Source organism: Elusimicrobiota bacterium (assembly GCA_028718185.1).
Lineage (GTDB): Bacteria > Elusimicrobiota > UBA8919 > UBA8919 > UBA8919 > JAQUMH01.
Genome location: JAQUMH010000002.1, coordinates 103,387 through 124,808 on the forward strand (window position 1 = coordinate 103,387; position 21,422 = coordinate 124,808).

Annotated in this window: 20 protein-coding genes, 2 tRNA genes and 1 pseudogene; all 23 read right to left on the reverse strand. The window is 35.8% G+C overall.

Annotated features, from left to right (window positions below):
- Positions 1-37: 37 nt before the first annotated feature.
- The gene (uvrB, locus tag PHE88_05010) at positions 38-2,143 is read right to left on the reverse strand and encodes an excinuclease ABC subunit UvrB (protein ID MDD5687177.1); all 2,106 of its coding nucleotides are present in this window, start codon (positions 2,141-2,143) and stop codon (positions 38-40) included.
- Positions 2,144-2,150: 7 nt separating this feature from the next.
- Positions 2,151-3,419, reverse strand: coding sequence for a hypothetical protein (locus tag PHE88_05015; GenBank protein ID MDD5687178.1), 1,269 nt, complete (start codon positions 3,417-3,419; stop codon positions 2,151-2,153).
- Positions 3,416-3,778: pseudogene (locus PHE88_05020) on the reverse strand (four helix bundle protein). Before PHE88_05020 ends, PHE88_05015 begins: the two are co-directional and overlap by 4 nt.
- A 68-nt stretch (positions 3,779-3,846) precedes the next feature.
- Positions 3,847-4,308, reverse strand: coding sequence for a hypothetical protein (locus PHE88_05025; protein ID MDD5687179.1), 462 nt, complete (start codon positions 4,306-4,308; stop codon positions 3,847-3,849).
- Between the two features lie 65 nt (positions 4,309-4,373).
- Positions 4,374-4,706, reverse strand: a complete 333-nt coding sequence (locus PHE88_05030; GenBank protein MDD5687180.1) for a four helix bundle protein — start codon at positions 4,704-4,706, stop codon at positions 4,374-4,376.
- An 81-nt stretch (positions 4,707-4,787) separates the two neighbouring features.
- Complete coding sequence (locus tag PHE88_05035) at positions 4,788-7,316, reverse strand: carboxypeptidase-like regulatory domain-containing protein (GenBank protein ID MDD5687181.1); 2,529 nt, start codon at positions 7,314-7,316, stop codon at positions 4,788-4,790.
- 60 nt (positions 7,317-7,376) lie between these two features.
- Positions 7,377-9,233, reverse strand: coding sequence for a hypothetical protein (locus tag PHE88_05040; protein ID MDD5687182.1), 1,857 nt, complete (start codon positions 9,231-9,233; stop codon positions 7,377-7,379).
- A 173-nt stretch (positions 9,234-9,406) separates the two neighbouring features.
- A complete protein-coding gene (locus tag PHE88_05045) occupies positions 9,407-10,300 on the reverse strand; it encodes an ROK family protein (GenBank protein ID MDD5687183.1) in 894 nt (297 codons plus the stop codon).
- Positions 10,285-11,478 (reverse strand): bifunctional folylpolyglutamate synthase/dihydrofolate synthase, encoded by a 1,194-nt coding sequence (locus PHE88_05050; GenBank protein ID MDD5687184.1) that lies wholly within the window; start codon positions 11,476-11,478, stop codon positions 10,285-10,287. The genes PHE88_05045 and PHE88_05050 overlap by 16 nt, the downstream gene beginning before the upstream one ends.
- A gap of 146 nt (positions 11,479-11,624) precedes the next feature.
- A complete protein-coding gene (gene accD, locus PHE88_05055; protein MDD5687185.1) occupies positions 11,625-12,440 on the reverse strand; it encodes an acetyl-CoA carboxylase, carboxyltransferase subunit beta in 816 nt (271 codons plus the stop codon).
- 33 nt (positions 12,441-12,473) lie between these two features.
- Positions 12,474-13,247: a tryptophan synthase subunit alpha gene (gene trpA / locus PHE88_05060; protein ID MDD5687186.1), complete on the reverse strand. Its 774-nt coding sequence runs from the start codon at positions 13,245-13,247 to the stop codon at positions 12,474-12,476.
- Between the two features lie 154 nt (positions 13,248-13,401).
- Positions 13,402-14,583, reverse strand: coding sequence for a tryptophan synthase subunit beta (gene trpB / locus PHE88_05065; protein MDD5687187.1), 1,182 nt, complete (start codon positions 14,581-14,583; stop codon positions 13,402-13,404).
- Positions 14,584-14,835: 252 nt separating this feature from the next.
- Positions 14,836-16,341, reverse strand: a complete 1,506-nt coding sequence (locus tag PHE88_05070) for a 2-isopropylmalate synthase (GenBank protein MDD5687188.1) — start codon at positions 16,339-16,341, stop codon at positions 14,836-14,838.
- Positions 16,342-16,384: 43 nt separating this feature from the next.
- On the reverse strand, positions 16,385-17,209 hold the full coding sequence (gene pssA / locus PHE88_05075; GenBank protein MDD5687189.1) for a CDP-diacylglycerol--serine O-phosphatidyltransferase: 825 nt from the start codon (positions 17,207-17,209) through the stop codon (positions 16,385-16,387).
- A complete protein-coding gene (locus PHE88_05080; GenBank protein ID MDD5687190.1) occupies positions 17,206-17,844 on the reverse strand; it encodes a phosphatidylserine decarboxylase in 639 nt (212 codons plus the stop codon). Before PHE88_05080 ends, pssA begins: the two co-directional genes overlap by 4 nt.
- A 56-nt stretch (positions 17,845-17,900) precedes the next feature.
- Positions 17,901-18,581, reverse strand: coding sequence for a 50S ribosomal protein L1 (gene rplA, locus PHE88_05085; GenBank protein ID MDD5687191.1), 681 nt, complete (start codon positions 18,579-18,581; stop codon positions 17,901-17,903).
- Between the two features lie 41 nt (positions 18,582-18,622).
- The gene (locus PHE88_05090; GenBank protein ID MDD5687192.1) at positions 18,623-19,774 is read right to left on the reverse strand and encodes a DUF2961 domain-containing protein; all 1,152 of its coding nucleotides are present in this window, start codon (positions 19,772-19,774) and stop codon (positions 18,623-18,625) included.
- Between the two features lie 26 nt (positions 19,775-19,800).
- Positions 19,801-20,223, reverse strand: coding sequence for a 50S ribosomal protein L11 (gene rplK, locus PHE88_05095; protein ID MDD5687193.1), 423 nt, complete (start codon positions 20,221-20,223; stop codon positions 19,801-19,803).
- A 10-nt stretch (positions 20,224-20,233) separates the two neighbouring features.
- On the reverse strand, positions 20,234-20,764 hold the full coding sequence (gene nusG / locus PHE88_05100; protein MDD5687194.1) for a transcription termination/antitermination protein NusG: 531 nt from the start codon (positions 20,762-20,764) through the stop codon (positions 20,234-20,236).
- Between the two features lie 62 nt (positions 20,765-20,826).
- Positions 20,827-21,012, reverse strand: a complete 186-nt coding sequence (gene secE, locus PHE88_05105; protein ID MDD5687195.1) for a preprotein translocase subunit SecE — start codon at positions 21,010-21,012, stop codon at positions 20,827-20,829.
- A gap of 17 nt (positions 21,013-21,029) precedes the next feature.
- Positions 21,030-21,101, reverse strand: a tRNA-Trp gene (locus tag PHE88_05110).
- Positions 21,102-21,176: 75 nt separating this feature from the next.
- Entirely contained in the window at positions 21,177-21,326 is a 150-nt protein-coding gene (gene rpmG / locus PHE88_05115) for a 50S ribosomal protein L33 (protein MDD5687196.1), read from the reverse strand.
- Between the two features lie 15 nt (positions 21,327-21,341).
- Positions 21,342-21,414: transfer RNA gene (locus PHE88_05120), tRNA-Thr, on the reverse strand.
- Between the last annotated feature and the right edge of the window lie 8 nt (positions 21,415-21,422).

Consider the following 21,422-nt stretch of genomic DNA (forward strand, 5'->3'; position numbering starts at 1 on the left):
GGAATGACACTGTTGCTTTTTCAACAGTGTCATTTTATCAAATTTTCTTTTTGTTTGCAACTTGCATCTCTTTTAATTCAAAAACCTTGTCCCTTAACACGGCAGCGAGTTCAAAATTAAGATTGTCGGCAGCGTCTTTCATTTCTTTTTCAAGTTGTAAGATAATTTCAGGAATGTTTTTCTTTGAGGCATATTTTATTCCATCCTCTCCCAATAGTGTTAATGACTCTTTTTTTGCGTTGTATTGGAATTCTTCGAGCTCATTAATTGCTTTTATTATTGATTTAGGCGTAATATTGTGTTTTTTGTTATATTCAACCTGTTTTTGTCTTCTACGGCTCATCTCACTTATCGCCCGTTGCATTGAACCTGTTATATTGTCAGCATACAAAATTACAAAACCATTTATATTTCTTGAAGCACGACCTGAAACCTGAATCAAGGATGTTTCGCTTCTTAAAAAACCTTCTTTGTCGGCATCCAAAACAGCGACTAAAGAAACTTCCGGTAAATCAAGTCCTTCTCGCAAAAGATTTACTCCCACCAGAACATCAAATATTCCTTTTCGCAAATCGCCAAGAATTTCGATTCGCTCAAGCGCTTCAATATCAGAATGAAGATATTTAACCCGTAACTTTTTTTCAAAGAGGTAATCTGCAAGGTCTTCTGCCATTCTTTTTGTAAGCGTAGTTACTAACACCCGTTCTTTTTTTGCTACACGTTTTTCTATTTCAGCGATTAAATCATCTATTTGATTTTCTGTCGGTTTAATCACAATTTCCGGGTCAATAAGTCCAGTAGGCCGAACAATCTGCTCAACAATAACACCTTTTGATTTCTTTAATTCATATTCTGACGGGGTTGCTGAAAGATAAATTACATTCTTAACAATTGATTCAAATTCTTCAAACTTTTGAGGACGGTTATCCAGTGCTGACGGCAAACGGAATCCAAACTCTATAAGTGTTTCTTTTCTTGCTTTATCGCCATTATACATACCGCGAATCTGCGGAACTGTTACATGAGATTCATCTATAACGGTAAGAAAATCTCCCGGAAAATAATCTATTAAACAGCCAGGACGGCTTTCGGCAGGGCGCCCCGAAAGATGTCTTGAATAATTTTCAATTCCATGACAATATCCCATCTCACGCATCATTTCTATATCGTAGTTTGTTCTTTGCTCAATCCGCTGTGCTTCAAGTAATTTTCCTTCTTTTTTGAAAAATTGGACCCGGTCCTGTAACTCTCTTTTTATTTCTTCAATTGCTTTTTCTAATCGTGGTTGTTCAGTAACAAAATGTTTGGCGGGATAAACAAAATAACGAGAGGCGTTAGAATCTCCGATGTCCGATGTCCGATGTCTGGATGAAGACAAAGGGCGTTCTTGTGTTCTTGTGTTCTTGTGTTCTAGAGTCTTTCCTGTCAAGGGGTTTATTTCGGTTAGCTTTTTTACTTCGTCGTTGTCAAATTCAACACGTACTGCTGTCTCGGCATTTGCAGGGAATATTTCTACTATATCACCCCGGACACGGAATTTTCCTCTACTAAAATCAATGTCATTTCTTTCATAATGAATACCAATAAGTTCTTTCAGTAGAAAATCCCGATGTAATGTTTTACCTTTTTCAATAACAACACACATTCTCTTAAAATCGTCCGGAGAACCGAGATTATAAATAGCAGAAACAGATGCAACAACTATTACATCATTTCTTGACAAAATAGAAGAGGTTGCTTTCAATCGTAACCTGTCTATGTGGTCGTTGATTGACGCATCTTTTTCAATATAAGTATCAGTTTGTGGAATATATGCTTCGGGTTGATAGTAATCATAATATGAAACAAAATATTCCACAGCATTTTCCGGAAAAAATGATTTGAATTCGGAATAAAGTTGTGCAGCAAGTGTCTTATTATGCGAGATTACAAGGGTTGGTTTGTTTATCTGAGCAATTACGTTTGCAATAGTAAATGTTTTTCCGGAACCGGTTACGCCGAGTAGAACCTGATTAGAAGAACGGCGTTCTAATGTTCTAATGTTCTGATGTTCTTGGGTTCTAATTCCTTCAACAAGTTGATTGATTGCTTCGGGCTGGTCGCCTGCAGGCTTGAATTTTGATACAAGTTTAAAGGTGTTCACAAAAATATTACAAATTCCAGTTCGGGCTAAGCTCTTTCCAAGAACTTCTTGAAGGTCTGCTGCTGTTAAATAAAATGTTTGATGCAGCAACCGGGTCATAATATATATCAAATGTCCCTGTTCCACTCATAGTGCCAATAACTATAACACAACCGACAAAACCGGGATTGCCGGAATACGTCATGTTGCCTCCTATATGAGCAAAACCTTTAAACAAAATTTTAGTTAACGCAGCAGTTGGTTTGCAAGTATGCAATCCGTTATCAATATTAATCCCACTACCAGTTTCATATTGTCCCGTCGCGGAAGTATCGTTACAATATTCCTGATATTCTTTCCATGCATCAGGAGGAACATTCACTGTAGGACTGCCCGCTCCGTTTCCATTACCATCCAAATTGCCTCTAACAATTAGATTGCCTGCCAAATATGAGTTTTTGAATGAACAGTTACCGGTTATGTAATATGTTCTTGTAGTTGCATTAGTCAAATTTTTAAATTCACCACTTCCCACATAATAAGAACTTCCTGCCGGTGTTTGTACTGCACCAGCTAGTGCAGGCGCTCCGGTGACTTTTTGTGCTTCAAGTGCATAATCGTTAAATCTAATATCCGGTAAATCCGGAACATCGTAGCCAGCATGCCATTCGGCAAGTTCTTCATCAGCAAGAGAACCGTATTTTGGCAGTGCACCTGATGTATATCTTGGAGTAATGTAACCCCGTGCATATTTTCTGGGAAATAAGGCACCACAAGTAATGGTGGAAAGCGAATACATAGGACCCCAATGTATTTGTGCATTACCACCGACATTTATAGCCGCCGCATTAAGAGCACCCTTTACACACGTTTTAGCATAAACTGCCTGAATAGTCCTGAATTCCGCAGTAGCTAAATCCTTACCGGACGCGGTTATTGTTACTTCATTTGAATCAGGACCGCTAGACAATTTTACTTTGTAATAACCACCTTCAACATCGGAAAATATAGTTTGACCATTATAATCAGAAACAACTGCTCCGGCACAAACTATATCCCAAATCCCTGTCTCATTTAATTTAAAAACCCCTCTGTCGAGCCCTGCCTCAGCTAAATGAAACGCTCTCGTAGTTTTTGTTTCTCTCACTGTCCATTTTGCTTCATTACCTGACATAAAAACAAGTGCAGGAATTACAATACCAACAATCATAGCAATAATGAGCATAATGATGACAACTTGCCCTCTAGAGGCGGGAAGTGGGAAGTGGAAAGTAGAAAGTAGTTTTTTGTTTTTCATTTTGCCTCCCATTTTCTAATTAAACCTGTAAGCATTCTTCCAATTTTACAAGTTAAATCCATAATTTGTTGAGCTTCCTTTGTTTCTAAATATTTTATTCTTAAACATATTACTGTCTGAGTTTCTAACTTGCTTAAAGAACCTCTTGCCATATATAAAAATTGTTTAAATTATGTTTTGCTTTGCCGGGATGAACCTTCAGCGATATTGGAAGCTACTGATACTGATGCTCTCCTCATTTGAGATGTAAGTCCATAAATTTCACTTTGAGGAAATTTTCTGGATATCTTATATATCATTTCAGAAAGTTGAATTGCTATTTGCCAAACTTCCAAATTTTCGTGTGGTCTTCTATCCACTTTCTATCCTTTACTTCCCACTCCCCATTTTCCACTTCCTACTTCCTACTCCCTACTTCTCGCCTATCTCAGTTCATTATCCGGACCTTGGCTACTGATAATTGAAGTGCTTTTGTGTGGGCTGAATATGTCTTTTTCTCAAAGGTAATTGAGATATTTACAATAGAATCTTCTGACGTTTGCGGATAAGTAAATTGAACACTTCTCAGTGATCTTGCAAGAACTCTTGTGGAGTTTATAACCTCATAAAAATCTCTACCATCTTGATAATATCTATATTGCTGATTATCATTTGTGAATGTTATTCTCGAAAATGGCGGATTACTACCCTGATTATATGCCGGATATCTATCAATAACAACAGAAGAAGCATCTGCTTGTCTTAAGTTCTTGTTCATTGCAGAAATACAAGTTCTGGCATCTCTCTGAATTTCACCTTTTGCACTAGAAAGTTGCCAAAATTGAATCCATTTCAGGAACAATGACCCAAGAGCCATAGCTAATATAGAAATAGTTACTATATTTATCATAAGCTCAATAAGGGTAAAGCCCTTACTACAGCGGGAATGCGGATAAGCGGATAAGCGGATAAGTTTCATAATCGTTCTCTACGATTCCTAATTAAACCATATAAAAGTCGACTAACATCCCCTATTCTATCAAAAATATAAGTCTCCTGAAAAAATTTCAATTCAAGCGAAAGCTGTAATTGAGTTTCTAATTCTACTAACGATCCTCTTGCAATAATAAAAAATTGTAATTTCTCTCTTCCACTATTTCTTGCGGCTCCCTCAGCAATATTACTTACTACAGAAACTGCAGCTCTTTGTATCTGTTGAACAATACCAAAACGTTCTTCTTTTGGAAATTTTTCTGTTATTAAGTAAACTTCTTTTGCAAGATTAAATGCTTTTTGATAAGCAATCAATTTTTTATGTGGTGCCTCTATAATTTTTATCTCCTTAATCTTTCTTACCCGCTTACCTGCTTACCTGCTTATCCGCCTAAATTACGGCCATTGAAAATCTACTGTTACTGTTGGATACGTATCGTTAACAAGTGTAGGAGTTACACCTGTTTTCGATGTCGTTATAACACCTGTGTCACCGGTAATTTTTGTGTACCAAGCACGCATATTATATGTCCATCCTTTTCTTACTGCAATTTCATAAGTCCCATCTGATATTGAAATTGTTCCATAATAAACACTTGTACCACCTCTAAAAGATGAATCTATAGGGGGTGGTGCATCAGCAGGTACAACATCAATTGTTGCAACAATTAAAACACCTGTGGTAATATTACCACCTATAGCTGTATCACTAACTCTTCCTGTAATTTTTCCCCATGCGGATGTAATTTTAAAATTTTTACCGGATGACTCAACACCGGCAGTAACGGTAACGGGAACCGTCCAAACAGGATCTCCACAAATGTATGAATCCGCTTCATCCAGAACAGGATATAACTGATAATCGGTTGCTGTTTTCGCACCCTTTATTATATAAGTACCGTTTGTCCCAGAAACCACATCTTTTGAAAAACTAGCGGCGGTACTTGTTGTTCTTATAGTAATATAAGGCAAAAGTCCTCCAGTAGCATTGTATGTTGTCCCGGATATCCAGCCGGCAGGATATATTTTCAAATCTGGGTTAATGGTAACCGATTTCCCAAAATTCACCTCAACTGTTGCGTTGGCAGCATCTTCCGAACTGCCGGATGTCCATTTTGCCCCGTCAGGTGTGGAAGTATAATCCGGGTTGGCTATAACTGTATAGGAACCAACATCTACAGCAAAACCATAATAACCACTTGAGTTAGTGGGTGCGGAATAACTACCGGCGGAAACTGTTATACCAGAAACACCGGCTAATGTGTCACCCCTTATAACCCTGCCTGAAATAAATCCACCCTCGGATGTGGATGAAAGTATTATATCACACCTTGTATTACCACCGGTCGTTATGTTATTATCCGGCACAAGTCCGGATAGAGTTAAAGACGAAGAATAAATAGTTACTGTTCCAGTGGCTATACCAGTAAGATAATAATAACCGGTTGAGGAAGTTGTCGTTGTATTTGAAAGCCCGTCATTAGCTGAAACAACTGCCTGAAATACCGGTGTCCCAAGAACAGGTATTTCGGAATTGTTTGTATTTTGAGGATTAGCGTATGCATGGTGATAAACCCAGTCGGTGGAATTATTGTTTGTATCATAAGCATTGCCGTTTGTATCACCAACCATTTTTACCCAAGTATATGTTGAATAAGAAAGCCGTTCTATACTATCGTCGTTATCAAATTCTGCAACATTAAAAAAATTTCCTTCTACAGCTTTAGTTGCATGGTTGGCACCCGGTGACCAAGCAACACTATCAATCCAGACATCTGTTCCTCCCAATGAGGCGTCTGCTGCAAGAAGACCTATTCCTCCTTCTCCATTCATAACAGAAGTTTTTATTATATCTTGTCCACCTGCAGAATAACAAAAATCTGCAGTTACTCCATTCACTGCCTGTTGGCTTGCAATTAAAACATATCCATGTGATGGGACACCGCCATTTATACCAATATTATTAGTTAAAAAAGGGAAATCTGCACAATTATTGGCAGAATCTACATATCTCAATTTGAACATGAAAATAGCACCACCACTCATAAGTCGTATCCAATATGTCGTAGGATTATAAAGTTCTACATATTCCGTAGTATTGTCGGTAAGACCGCCGCAAACTTCTGATATTACAAGGTGGTCTCTTTTGTAGACAAATCCGTTTGCATTCCCTATTTCTTTTGCTGTTAATTGAATGTTAGTTTCTGCAGAAACTACGATATTGGCGGACTCCTTTGGCCAGTAGCCTGCTCTTGAAACATTTAGTTGGATGGTAGCTGGCGAAGTGGTTTTTATCATATAGAAGCCAGTAGTGGATGTTAAATCGTTTCTATTGATATCCTGGACTATTTCAACATTAGCACCTGAAATTCCAACCGGAGTTCCAGTTGTTGTAACTAATCCATAGACCTTTCCACTAAGCGTTTTTCTATTAGGGTCATCTCTTAAATTATATAAGACAAGTGATTTATTTTCTGCGCCTTCTACCCACTTAACCTCCATCTTTATTTTTTTTATACCCTCATCCTCCGCAGTTGCAGTCATTGTAGAAATTTCTGTTCCTGATTCCCGTGCTTTCCAGACAGTTGTATATCTTATAAAATTAGCATCACCGACTCTTAAAGATTCGGGCGTATAATCAACATTTGTATTGTCATAGCCGTAAGTCATAAGATCACTTTCTGAAGTTGTCAAAAGCCGTGCATAAGAAACATTTTTTAATGTTTCAATTTTTTCTTGTGCCAGATTGTTTGCAATAGTTCTGGTTTTAGAAGTAATAAGACCTTTACCAATTGTGCCAAATGTTGTAATTATACCCAATATAACGATACTGATTACAAGGATAGTAACCATTATTTCAACTTGGGAAAAACCGTAGATTGAAAGATTAAAAGATTTAAAGATTAAAAAATTGCGCTTTTTCATATTATTTTGCTACTAAAACTATAACACAAAAATCAAATAAAGTCAAGAGGTTTTCATTTTTTAACGCCATGGATACCATTTTCTCTCAATTTCGTCTTCATATTGTTCATTTTTCTTCTCCCTGGAAGATGGTTTTATTCTTATATTAAACCAAAATTCATAATTATTTGATCTACTAATTGTAGGTACCAGCGGTGCCCTGTCCACGTACGAAAAATCTATCTCCCAACAGTGAAGGTCTCTGTAAATATTAATCGCTCTTTCATAATACTGGACATTGTAAATATCATTTTTAAAAGTTGTCTGCATTTTATAAGCAAACTGCCAATTCCTTGTGGGTCTAATGCCCATCTCGCCTAAAAATGTCAGGCTATCCGGGGTAGCACGGTTGTAAGAAACATCATTCCTTAAATATATATTATCTTTTTCCCTGAATTTTATATTTGAACTAAACTGCACTGAATTAGGTTTTTCATATAAAACATTATAATCATTTTTGTAATAAATATTCCAAAATTTATACGGGCTGTAATCCAGTTCGGAAGTAACACCATCCCACCGATTAACGAAATATTTAATTCTTTCATATGGTCTTTGACGGATATCGAGCCCTGTCCATAACCGTATCGTCATATTATCTAAATATATAGATTGGGTTGTCCTCAATTTATTAACAAGGACACCTTTGTATTCATCCTTCTTTTTGTAAAGTTCCTGTTCAAAATGATGACCAAACTCGTGATTAAGAAAATAAAACGAACGAATACTTAAATTCACATCAGTTCTATAAACATTTCTAAAAGTATCTTTTAAATCAAGTTTGGTTTTTCTGTCCTGCCAGTATACAACATAACCGGCGGAAGGCGTAAGCGTGACGCTTCTAGTAATCCGCAACGGACTTGTTAAATCAAAATTGGAATCTCCTGTAGTTAGATAATAATCCGGTACTCTTGACCATGCCCTTAGTAAATTTGCCCCAAACCCGTAATAAAGCGGCAAGTTTTTTATCTTTGTCTGCCTAAGAGCATAAGACAATGAAGGAACTGACATACCGGTAAGAATATATTTATTTTCTTTTAAGCTAAAAACATCCAATCGTGAAAATAAAATATTAGTACTTGACTGGTTTGTATTTCTCGTAAATGCAACCGAGGAATTCAGATCCCCGTAAATCCTTATCCAATCCTTAGTGTAAAAATTGTTAAATGACTGATCACTTGCCATATTTGAATTTATCCGTGCAGTCCAGTTATGCGATAAATCCTGCCAATGATAAATTCGTGCATTCCATCTTTCCAGAAGGGTATCTTGTTCTTTTATGTGATAACCATAAACAGAACCCTCAACTTTACCGGGAACTCTATAATTAAACTCTGTTCCGGTTCCCCAGCCCTTGTAGGTAAAATAATCAAGATAAAGTTTACCATATACCGCATTTGAAATTGGATAACCTATAAATCCTTTTGAAAAATAATTATCACGCTGGCTATAACCGTGTTTAAATTCAACCCTTAGTTTTTTTTCTTTTAGTGATTTGTAATAATAAGGAAGTTCTCCGGAAGGAACATCGTCCAGATAAAAAACAACATTTAATGCAGTCATTTTTTGATTTATAATTACATGGACTTTATTTGCATAATACCTGTAATGGGGGTTTTCAGCATCACACGTTGTAAAAAATACTTTTTCAAGAAAAAGCTCGCGCTTATCAATATTCACTTCTGCTGATTTACAAATTAGAGATGTATCACCTACCTTTAATCTTACATTATCCGAATAGATTGCCTTCTTATTTATTCTATCATATTCAATATTTTCAGAAGTAATGTTAATTTCCTGCTCAGCATAATGGAAAGAAGCAAGAAGCAAGAAATAAGAAATAAGAAATAAGAAAAATCTATAAAATTTATTTTTCATTTTGATGAACACTTATTGACTAGCGGAACCCTATTCACAACCTATTACTAGACAAGTTAGATTGCTTCGTCGTCCCGCTTACAGCGGGGCTCCTCGCAATAACTATATTCTCTTTGTCATTGCGAACCGAAGGTGAAGCAATCTCATGAATTTTCGTATTACTATACAATAAACTATCTTTCTTTTGACAGAAATGCGGCACCGATTGCTCCCAGGTTTTTATTGTTGCTTGATTTTATTATTTTTACATGTTCAAGCGGTGTCTTAAATGTGCGTTTTTTTAAATCTCTCTTCAGAATCTTTTCTATTAAATCCCAATTATTAGAAATTCCGCCGGAAAAAGTAATCATATCAGGATTAAAAATATTTACCAGGCTACCCACACCGGCTGCAAGATATTCCGACACTTTATTAAATATACTTTTCGCTTTTTTATTACCTTTTCTTGCCTCATCAGCTATTATTGCCGGGGTAAGATTTTTTTTATGGAATCCAACCTTTTTAGCAATGTTCATTATTCCTTTTTTACCGATATAAGTCTCTAAACATCCGTTATTACCGCAGTTGCATTTTGGACCGTCCGGATTTATTGTTATGTGCCCTACTTCACCGGCAGTACCTGTTGAACCCCTGTATAGTTTGCCGTCTATAATTATTCCACCGCCTATACCCGTGCCAAGTGTTATTGTAATTAGATTCTTATATTTTCTTTCGCCGTCCAGAACATAAGAACCATAAGCCGCACAATTAGCATCATTCTCTACTATGGTTGGAACTTTCATTTTACTTTCAAAATACTTTTTTAACCGGACATTTTTCCATTTAAGAAGATTCGGAGAAAACCTGAGAATCCCGTTTTTACTATCGATATCCCCGGCAATTCCAATACCTATTGAATCAATCTTACCAAAAGTCTTCAATTCTAAAACTATTCTTCCAAGTATAGCTCCCGGATATTCTGATGTCGTGGGAATCTCAACCTGTTTTTTTATATGCCCATTTATATCACTTAAAATAATCAATATTTTTGTGCCGCCTATATCTATACCGACTAAATTCCCGGACATTTCATCCCCTCTGAAACCGTATATATTGAGCCGGCTATACAAAAATCTTCCGATTCTTTTTTTGCAAATCCGATCGCCTGCTTTATACCGTCACAAACAAAAACATTTTCTTTTGAAATATATTTCAAAAACTCGTTTTTTAAAATCCGGGTATTTAAGGCACGGATACTTTTGGGAGCAATAACAAAAACTTTTTTAACATCGGGTGATATTTTTCCAACCATTTCTTGATAGTTTTTATCTTTTAGAACCCCAAACACAAAATTTATTTTTCTGCCAAAATATTCCCTGATTGAATTATGAAGCATTGAAATCCCGGACGGATTATGTGCCCCGTCTAAAATAACTTTAATTTCCTTTTGTTTAATTTTTACCTGCCTTATCTCAAATCTCCCGGGCCAAACAGTTTTTTTCAAACCATCAACAATGTATCTTTCAGGAATATTCAAAAACCTGCAAGCGGTTATTGCCAAGTTAGCATTCTGTTCCTGGTGTTTTCCAAAAAGCGATATTTTATAATTTCTATTTTTTTGCACTTTTAAAATATTTGCATGCTTTGTTTTTGCAATTTTCCTTATTACTCTAAGGGCTTCGCCCGATGCACTTGTTATAACAATTCCTTTTTCCTTTATAATCCCTGCTTTTTCTCCTGCAATATTTCCCAAGGTATTCCCAAGATATTGAGTATGTTCTAGAGATATATTTGTGATTATGGAAATTAAAGGAGTTTTTAAAACATTGGTTGCATCTAATCTTCCTCCAAGCCCGACTTCTACTACTGCAAAATCAACTTTCATTTTTACAAAATACCAAAAAGCCATTGCTGTAAGAAATTCAAAATAGGTAAGTGAATACCGGTTATCTATGATTGAATACTCCGAAGTAAATTTTGCAAAATCATCTTCGATGATTTTATTACGATTTACCTGAATCCGTTCTCTGATATCTAATAGATGTGGGGACGTGTAAAGTCCGACCTTATATCCTGCTTTCTGTAAAATTGTTGAAATGTAAGCACATACAGAACCTTTGCCATTAGTACCCGCAACATGAATAATTTTTATTTTATCCTGAGGATTACCTATAAAATCTAAAAATCCTTTAATACGCTGTAATCCAAATTCATACCTGAATTCATCTAAATTATTTACAAATTTAACTGCATTACAGTAATTCATTTTTTACACCACTTACAATACTATCAAACTAAGCCCGCCACTGAACCGTTGGCGGGCGACTACAATTTATATTGTAGCCGCAGAGCGTTAGCTCTGCTAAACATTGAAATTCCTATACATGAACATAATGGCAGGTTAAACGGAGGCTAATTTAACAACTCTATGATTTTCGAAATTGTATTTTTCAATTCCTTTCTTTCAACAATCATATCAATTTGACCGTGCTCAAGCAAAAACTCTGAAAGCTGAAATCCTTCAGGGAGTTTCTGCTTAATTGTTTGTTCTATTACACGGGGACCGGCAAAACCAATGAGTGCCTTCGGTTCGGCAACAATTACATCACCTAACATTGCAAATGATGCAGAAACGCCTCCGGTTACAGGATGTGTCAAGATAGATATAAATAGTAGTCCCGCATTTGACAGTTTTGCAAGTGCAGCAGATGTTTTTGCCATCTGCATCAGCGAGAACATACCTTCCTGCATTCTTGCCCCGCCTGAAGAAGATAAAATTATAAAAGGAGTTTTTTTATCAATTGCCAGTTCTGCTGCTCTCGCAATTCTCTCACCTACAACACTCCCCATACTGCCGCCCATAAAGCTAAAATCCATAATACATGCGACAGTTTCTCTTCCATTAATTTTCCCGGTTCCCGTAACAACCGCTTCGGAAAGTTTGGTCTTGGTTTTTGCATGTCTTATCTTTGATAAGTATTTTTGGGTACTTTTAAAGGCAAGAGGATCGGTTGTTTCTAAATTTTCATACATTTCCTTAAAACTGTCTTTATCTAAAAGCTGGTCTATCCGCTGTCTTGCTGAAAGATGGAAATAATAGTTACATTTGGGACAAATATAAAAATTTTCCAGCAGTTCTTTGTTGTAAATTATGCTCTGGCAACTATCGCATTTTCTCCACAGACCGTCAGGAACTGATATTTTACCATTCGGTTCTTCTACCGGCATAATTACCTCCCTGTTAAAACCATATTCTGCTTTTCATTTTTCTGTATTAAAACTTAAACGTTTTACAAATTTCTCTACTGACTTTTTCCTGCGTATTAAATCTATTATAGCGCTACCGACTATAAACCCGTCACAGTATTTCCTCAGATTTTCTATGTGTCCCGAATTGGATATCCCGAAACCCACTAAAAGCGACTTCGTTGTTTTTGTTCGAAGTTTCTTTAAAAAAGGTATCAACTCACCGGATATTTTATTTCTTGCTCCGGTTACACCTGTTACTGCAGTAACGTAAACAAAACCTGTTGATGATTTTGCGATTCTTATCGCTCTTTCTTTACCGGTTGTAAGCGCCACTAGCGGGATATATGCAATTTTACTGATTTTTGATAAATCCCTTATCTGCCGGCTTTCTTCATACGATAAATCAGGGATTATTATCCCATCAACACCGGTTTTTTTTGCTTCGCTGAAAAACTTTTTTAAACCAAAATTATATATTGGATTTAAATACCCCATAATTACGATGGGCACTTTTGTTGTTTTTCTGATATTTTTTACTATTGAAAAAATATTACTAATATTTATATTTTTTTTTAACGCTTCCTGCGATGAATATTGAATTGTGGGTCCGTCAGCAATTGGGTCCGAAAACGGGACTCCTAACTCAATTAAGTCAACATATTTTTCTATTCGTCCAATAAGTTTTTCGGTTGTCTTTATATTTGGATAACCCGCTGTTAAAAAGATAGACAACGCTTTTTTATTTTGTTTTTTTAATTTTTTCAATAAATTTTCTATTCTTGTCATTTTTCGGTAAGTCTTAATTACACGGAAATGTCATTGCGAGGAATGAAATGACGAAGCAATCTCATAAGATTGCCACGAGCCAATAAATTGGCTCTCGCAATGACAGCAGTGCTGTCATCAATCTAATCCGAAATTGTTAACCTTTTTAACAATTTCATTTATGCATATTACTAAATACTATATCTAAATCCTTATCGCCTCTGCCTGAAAGACACACTATTACTACTTTATTTTTTGCCTTTTTTGAAAGTCTTGGTAGATATGCTATCGCATGTGAAGATTCTAATGCAGGAATAATTCCTTCGGTCTCTGAAAGTAACTTAAAACCATTTAACGCCTCATTATCCGTAACTGATACATATTCCGCCCTGCCTGTTTGTTTATAAAAAGAATGTTCCGGACCAACGCCTGGATAATCCAATCCTGCAGAGATGGAATGTGTTTGTGAAATCTGCCCGTCTTTATTTTGCAGTATAATACTTTTAGTGCCATGTAAAATTCCGGTTTTACCTCTTTCAAGTGACGCTGAATGTTTTCCTGAAAACAATCCTAAACCACCTGCTTCAACACCAATAAATTTTACAGATTTGTGTTTATAAAAAGGATAAAATAGTCCAATTGAATTTGACCCACCACCGACACAAGCAAGCAGGTAATCCGGAAGATGTTTTTCAACTTCTAAAATCTGTCTTTTTGCTTCTTTTCCTATAACTGACTGGAAATCCCTCACTATCATCGGATAAGGGTGCGGTCCAACGCAAGAACCTATAATATAATGAGTTGTTTTTATATTTGTTACCCAATCCCGTAGTGCTTCGTTTATTGCATCTTTAAGAGTTTTTGAGCCGGAATTAACAGGCACAACTTCTGCTCCCAACATTTTCATTCTAAAAACGTTTAGTGCCTGTCTTTTAATGTCTTCGCTACCCATATAAACAACACATTTAATACCGAAAAGAGCGCAAACTGTCGCTGTTGCTACCCCATGCTGCCCGGCTCCTGTTTCAGCGATAATTCTATTTTTACCTATTCTTTTGGCAAGTAATGCCTGCCCCAGTGCATTGTTTATTTTGTGCGAACCTGTATGACACAAATCTTCTCTTTTAAGATAAACCTTTAGTCCTAGTTTTTTGGAAAGTCTTTCGGCAAAATACAGAGGTGTAGGCCTGCCGGCATAATTTTTTAAATAGTAATTTAGTTCTTTTTTGAAACTTTTATCAATTTTTGCTTTCTTATAAAAATCTTCAAGTTCAAAAATAGCAGACATTAATGTCTCCGGAACAAATCTTCCGCCAAATTGACCAAAATAACCATTTTTATCAGGTAACATAATGATATATTATACAAAAAACAGTAAAAAACACAATAAAAAAACCCTCCACAATTTAACATATTAAGTAAGGATTTTATAAGTACTGAGTTTTTCTATACTATGAGATTGTTGAAAAATCAAACATTTGTCATGCTGAACTTGTTTCAGCATCTCATTCACTTACTAAAACCAAGACCCCGAAACAAGTTCGGGGTGACACTATTAGACTTTTTCAACAATATCAATATAGAAAACCCCTAACAAGATTATTTATTCTTATTTTTGCCTTAAAATTCTATTTATTGCTGAAAGATATGCTTTTACAGATGCTTCTATAACATCGGTAGATGTACCGCGACCCATATAAACTTTTCCTTTATGCTCGACTTTCACTATTGCTTCACCAACTGCATCTTTGCCGATGCTTACAGATTTCAATGAATAATCAATAAGTTTGAATTTAAGTCCTATAATTTTCTCTATCGCTTTATACGAAGAATCAACCGGACCATCACCTGATGATTCAGCTGAAAATATTTTTTTATCTTTTTTTAATTTAATTTTAGCAGTTGGCTTTACATTAGTACCGGAGGATATGAAAACATCGGACAATTCATAAATTGGCGATTCTTCAGCTAACCCGTTTTCAATAATAGCTTCAATATCTTCATCATAAACGCTTTTCTTTTTATCGGCAAGTGTTTTAAAATCAGAAAACGCTTTTTCAAACTCTTTTAATTCGAGCTTGAAACCTAATTCCTTTATCTTTTTTTCAAATGCATGCCTGCCGGAATGTTTCCCTAAAACAAAATTTGACGCTTTAAGACCTATTGATTGCGGTGTCATAATTTCATATGTTTCGGCTTTTGCAAGAACACCGTGCTGGTGAATTCCCGCTTCATGCGCGAAAGCATTAATGCCGACAATTGCCTTGTTAGGCTGAATCATCATGCCGGTTAATGATGAAACTAATTTTGACGTTTTTGATATCTCCGTTGTTTTTATATTTGTTTCAAAATTAAAAAGTTTCTTTCTAGTGTGAAGACACATTACCGATTCTTCAAGAGATGCATTGCCGGCACGTTCACCAAGACCATTTATGGTACATTCGATTTGTCTGGCGCCATTTATTACAGCAGAAATTGAATTGGCAGTGGCAAGCCCTAAATCATTATGACAATGAACAGAAATAACTGCTTTGTGGATATTAGGAACTTTTGAAAAAAGCTTTGATATTATTTCCCCGAATTCAGACGGCATAGAATAACCTACAGTATCAGGAATATTGACCGTAGTGGCACCTACATCTATGACCGCTTCAACTACCCTGCATAAAAAATCAAAATCGCTTCTCGCTGCATCTTCCGGAGAAAACTCAACATCAGAAGTTTTATTTCTGGCATATTTTACCGATTCGACTGCTCTTTGAAAAACTTCTTCCGGCGCCATTTTTAACTTATATTTCATATGAATCGGGCTAACTGCTAAAAATGTATGTATCCGGTTTCTATTCGCATGTTTAACTGCATCAAAACAAACATCTATGTCCTTTTTCAATGCTCTGGCAAGACCACAAATTACAGGACCTTTAACTTTTTTAGCAACCAGTGATACCGCTTCAAAATCACCGTCAGATGCAATTGGGAAACCTGCCTCTATAACATCAACACCAAGTACAGAAAGTTGTTGTGCGATTTCTAACTTCTGTTTGGTATTCAGGGAAGCACCCGGTGATTGTTCTCCATCTCTTAAAGTAGTGTCAAAAATAATTATTTTTTCCATAAAGTTAACTACATCTGTCCGCTAAAAATGTTATAATATCCCCTCATCTTTCATCTTCTCCCCTGTGGGGAGAAGAAAGAGTTGAGGGGTGTGTAATTGTTTCTTTTTTCTTGCGTAAACGAAATATCCGTGTTATATATTCAACAATTCCTGATAAAAAATATAAAATATATATTAAAAAAATAGCATTTTGAGGGTATATAAATATTAAAATGATAGAAACTATTAAAAGAACCAGCAGCTGAAACGAATGCGGATGTGAAAAATTTATTTTCTTAAAATTGGAATACCTTATTTTCGATATAAGAAAAATGGATATGAGCACCATTAAAAACGGCATTGTTTTGAAAAACATCGGCATTCTTTTCATGATAAGTGGAATAGTTTTTGCAGTAAGTTCCTGCCCTTCTGCAAAAGGTTTAAAAAGCTCATACGAAAGAACAAACGAAGCGATAATACCGCCGGCAGCAGTTGTCGGAAGTCCTTCGAAATGTGTAGATATTTCTTTAGTCTGATGCGCTATTGAATTAAATCGCGCAAGACGAAGTGCAGAAGTAATTATAAAAAATGCTGAAATCGCCAAACCGATTTTTCCCATGTCTTTAAGATGTATCTGATACATAAGAAATGCAGGTGCTACGCCAAAAGATAAAAAATCAGCAAGAGAATCAAGTTCCATGCCGAAAGAACTCTCCGCGTGCATAACACGGGCAACCCTGCCATCTGTTATATCCATTATAATTGCAATAAAAATAGCCCATGCAGCAGCTGAAAAATTTAATGAAATGGAATAATGTAGCGAAAAAAAACCTGCAACTATATTTAGTATCGTAAACAAGCTGGGTAAAAGATAAATTCCTCTTTTCATTTTTTAATTTGCCCTATTACAGTTATACCGCCAACGACTTTATCACCTATAGAAACATTCACTGAAACGTTTTCCGGAAAATAAATATCCACCTGGCTTCCAAAATGTATAATTCCGATTTTATCGCCTTGCTTGACAGGTTGATTTAACTTAACCCATAAGTCACATTTTCTGGCAACTATTCCGGCGATTTGTCTTATCAATATTTTGGTTTTTCCTTCAATACCAACCACATTTTGCCGGTTTTTTACCGAGGCTTCTATATGGTTTGCAGGTAAGTATTCGCCATACTGTTTATGTATAAATTTTATATCACCGGAGACCGGAGTTCTTTGTAAATGAACATTGAAAACTGAAAGAAATATTTTTACAATTTTCGCTTTGCCTTTTATAAATAACGGTTCTTCAACATTGGAAATTTCAAAAACGGTACCATCAGCAGGCGATAAAATATTATTTTCGTCAAATTTAATATTTCTAACGGGGTCTCTAAAGAAATAAAAACAGAAAAGGGCTAAAACGAAGAATATTGCACTTAAAATATAACTAAAATAACTAAAAATTCCTCTTGAAACAAAAAATATCAAAGAAAAAATAAAAAGCGAAATAATGTAACTAAAACCTATTTTTGCCATCGTTATATATTAGTTGAACGGTTAAATAATTAAAAAACAATTATTTTATCACTTAACTAATTACCTTCAAGTGTTACTTTTATTCCGGGACCCATAGTAGAAGAAATTGCAATACTTTTTATATATTGTCCTTTAGACGTGGCAGGTTTTAACGCTATTACTGTTGAAATTACTGCTCTTGCATTTTCAACAATTTTATTTTCATCAAAAGATAATTTACCTACAACCGAATGCACAATACCTTGCACGTCATTTTTAAACTCTACACGTCCTGCCTTGATTTCTTTAACTGTTTTTGCAATATCAAAAGTTACTGTTCCTATCTTCGGGTTTGGCATAAGACCGCGAGGACCCAAGATTTTACCCAGTTTACTAAGTTCTTTCATAATATCAGGAGTTGCAACAATGGCATCAAAATCCATCCAACCTTTTGATATTTTTTCAATCATATCCTCACTTCCAAAAAAATCTGCGCCGGCTGTTTCTGCTTCTTTTACTTTTTCACCTTTTGCAATAACAACAACTTTCTTGGTTTTACCGGTACCATGAGGCAGCGAAACTGTTCCCCTTACCGTCTGGTCAGTTTGCTTTGCGTCAATACCAAGACGAACTGCAATTTCAACTGTTTCATCAAATTTCGGTTTTGCAAATTGCCTGAGAATTTTTACTGCTTCTGCCAGAGAATACAATTTTGCTCTGTCTACGAGTTTTTCACTTTCTTTCATACGCTTTGACATAACATCTCCTTTACTTTAACCGCTATTTTAGATTACATTCGCTATTTATGTTTTTTCTTCCATAACGCTTTCATTTTTTTCATTTCATCATTAAGTTTTATCGGTGACGGTGATGTCAAAGATGCTTTATCAGTAATCCATCCGCCGTCAATCGTCAATTTAACGGGTTTACGTTTTACAGCTGGAAGTATATCAAACTTTAAGTGTGGCTCCTTCTGATACCAATAAGCGACAGAAGACCATTCGTTAGAAAGATGGTTTCCGTGGCCATGCTCTATCGTTACTTTTATTTCCTTCTTAAATCTGACAGGATTTTCTATATGAAAAACATATGATGTTTGATAATAACTACCTTTATCCGGAGATTTAAGCATTGTTTCTTCAAAAACTGAACTGCCATTTCTAAGAAATGCATTAGATTGCATACCCCACGCCTGGTTAAAATAATCTTCACTTCCGGTTCCGTGCAGGTCCGGCGGCCATTTGTAACCGTCAACCCAAATCATATCATCACCTTCACCCCACCATGTTCCCTGAAAATTAGCAACAGAGATATTACAACCGATATAATGCCCGGTACCTTTAGCTTCAAGAATAACATAATTATTTTCCCAAGCTAAACGTTCCTTGTTGACAATATTGGCTTGGGGTGTATTTACGCTAATTTCATGTCCCCAACCGTCACAGGGATTTTTTCGCTTGAACTGTGCATGAAAATACGCTATATCTTCACTATGCGGTTTATCATATAACTCATAATCAACATAGAAGTATTGTCCGTGTTCTTTTTTACCTTCGTTAACCAGTTCAATTCTTGCAGATTTATTAAACGGCATAGGGCAATAACAATTCAATGCACAGCCATGATTAAACTTATTATTACGTCTAGTTGAAGCAGTAAACAGTAAAGATTGATAAGAATTTACAATTTCGTTACCAAGCCCGAAAAAATCCCCCAAAGGGCACAAAACACTCGGATTCTTTTCACCATCCCAATAGATTTTGATAAGCACGTCACGGTAACCATCCCGCTGGGTCATCCAAATATGTGTTATGCAACCAGTTCCTTTGATGTCAGCTAAAACACGTGTTTCTCCCGGTTTAATAGTCCAAGCATCATTATTTCTACCGCTTTTATCCCACGATGAACAACGGAGCGTCTTTGCACTTTTGATTTTAGCTATGTCTAACATTTTACTATCTCCTCCTAAACTCGTATTTAAATTACTTCTATCCCCATTGATTTTGCTGTACCTTCTACTAATTTTACTGCTGCCTCAACAGTGGATGCGTTTAAATCCGGCATTTTCTGCTTTGCAATTTCCTCAACCTGCTTCTTGGTAATTTTTGCTATTTTCACTTTCTGGTCACCGGACGCTTTAGCAATATTACAAGCTTTCTTCAAAAGCGCAGAAACCGGCGGAACTTTCGTTATAAACGTAAATGACCTGTCATCAAAAACAGTAATTATTACTGGCACTAACATTCCCGGCTCAGCTGTTTTTGTTTTTTCATTGAATTGTTTGCAAAAATCCATTATATTAACGCCATGCTGTCCTAATGCTGGTCCGACCGGAGGAGCAGGATTAGCTGCACCGGCAGGAATTTGAAGCTTGATTTGTGTTTTAACTTTTTTAGCCATAATAACTCCTCTATAATTTTTCTACCTGCAAGAAATCCAATTCTACAGGTGTTGAACGACCAAATATGGAAACCATAACTTTCAGTTTTCCTTTTTCTTCATTTACTTCTTCAATAATACCGATAAAATTAGCGAAAGGTCCTTCTATTATTCTAACAGATTCTTCTTTTTCAAAAATAATTGCCGGTTTCGGTTTTAACGGGGGTGGTGCTTCTACAAGATTAATCACATTTTTAACCTCGTCCTCCGGGAGGGCTGTCGGTTTTAAACCACCCAAGAAACCGCTAACACCGGTAGTATTCCTGACAATCCAGTATGTTTCATTATTTATTTCCATCTGGATAAAAACATAACCGGGATAATATTTTCTTTTTTTTGTTATTTTTTTATTTTTTTTAACTTCAACGACTTCCTCTGTCGGTATTAACATCTGCCCGAACATATTGTTAAGATTTAAATTAGCTATTTGTTTTTCCAGTTCATTCTTAACTTTCTCTTCATAATTTGTCATTGTATGTATCACATACCAGTTTAACGCCATAATCACTACACTCCTTTTATTAATTACCAAATAGTATAAAAGTTAATACTTTTAGTTATTTTTTAGCCAAGCAGCCATTTAATCACTATAGAAAGTAAAAAGTCAATCAATCCTATGAAAATAGCAACTGCTACTACAAGAACTGAAATAACAATGGTAGAAGCAACAACTTCTTTTCTGCCAAGCCAAGTAACTTTTTTTAATTCTTCAACTGCTTCTTTCAGAAACTGAATAATTTTTTGAACCATATAAACACCTTTTTATCCGGGGGAAGAGGGACTTGAACCCCCAGTCCCGGTTTTGGAGACCGGTCGTTTGCCAATTAACGGATTCCCCCATTTGTAAGACAGAGATTAGAGATTAGTGATTAGCGAATTAGTAACTGCCACACCTCAACAACTTCTAAAATCTCTTATTTTGTTTCTTTGTGTAATGTATGTGCTTTGCAAAACTTACAGTACTTTTTCATTTCTATTTTTTCAGTTGTCGTTTTCTTGTTTTTCCTGGATGTGTAATTTTTGTTTTTACATTTCGGACAAGCAAGAATTATTATTTCTCTCATCTTTAACTCCTATTAAGCTGGGAACGGGATTTGAACCCGTGACCTCTTCCTTACCAAGGAAGTGCTCTACCAACTGAGCTATCCCAGCAAGACATA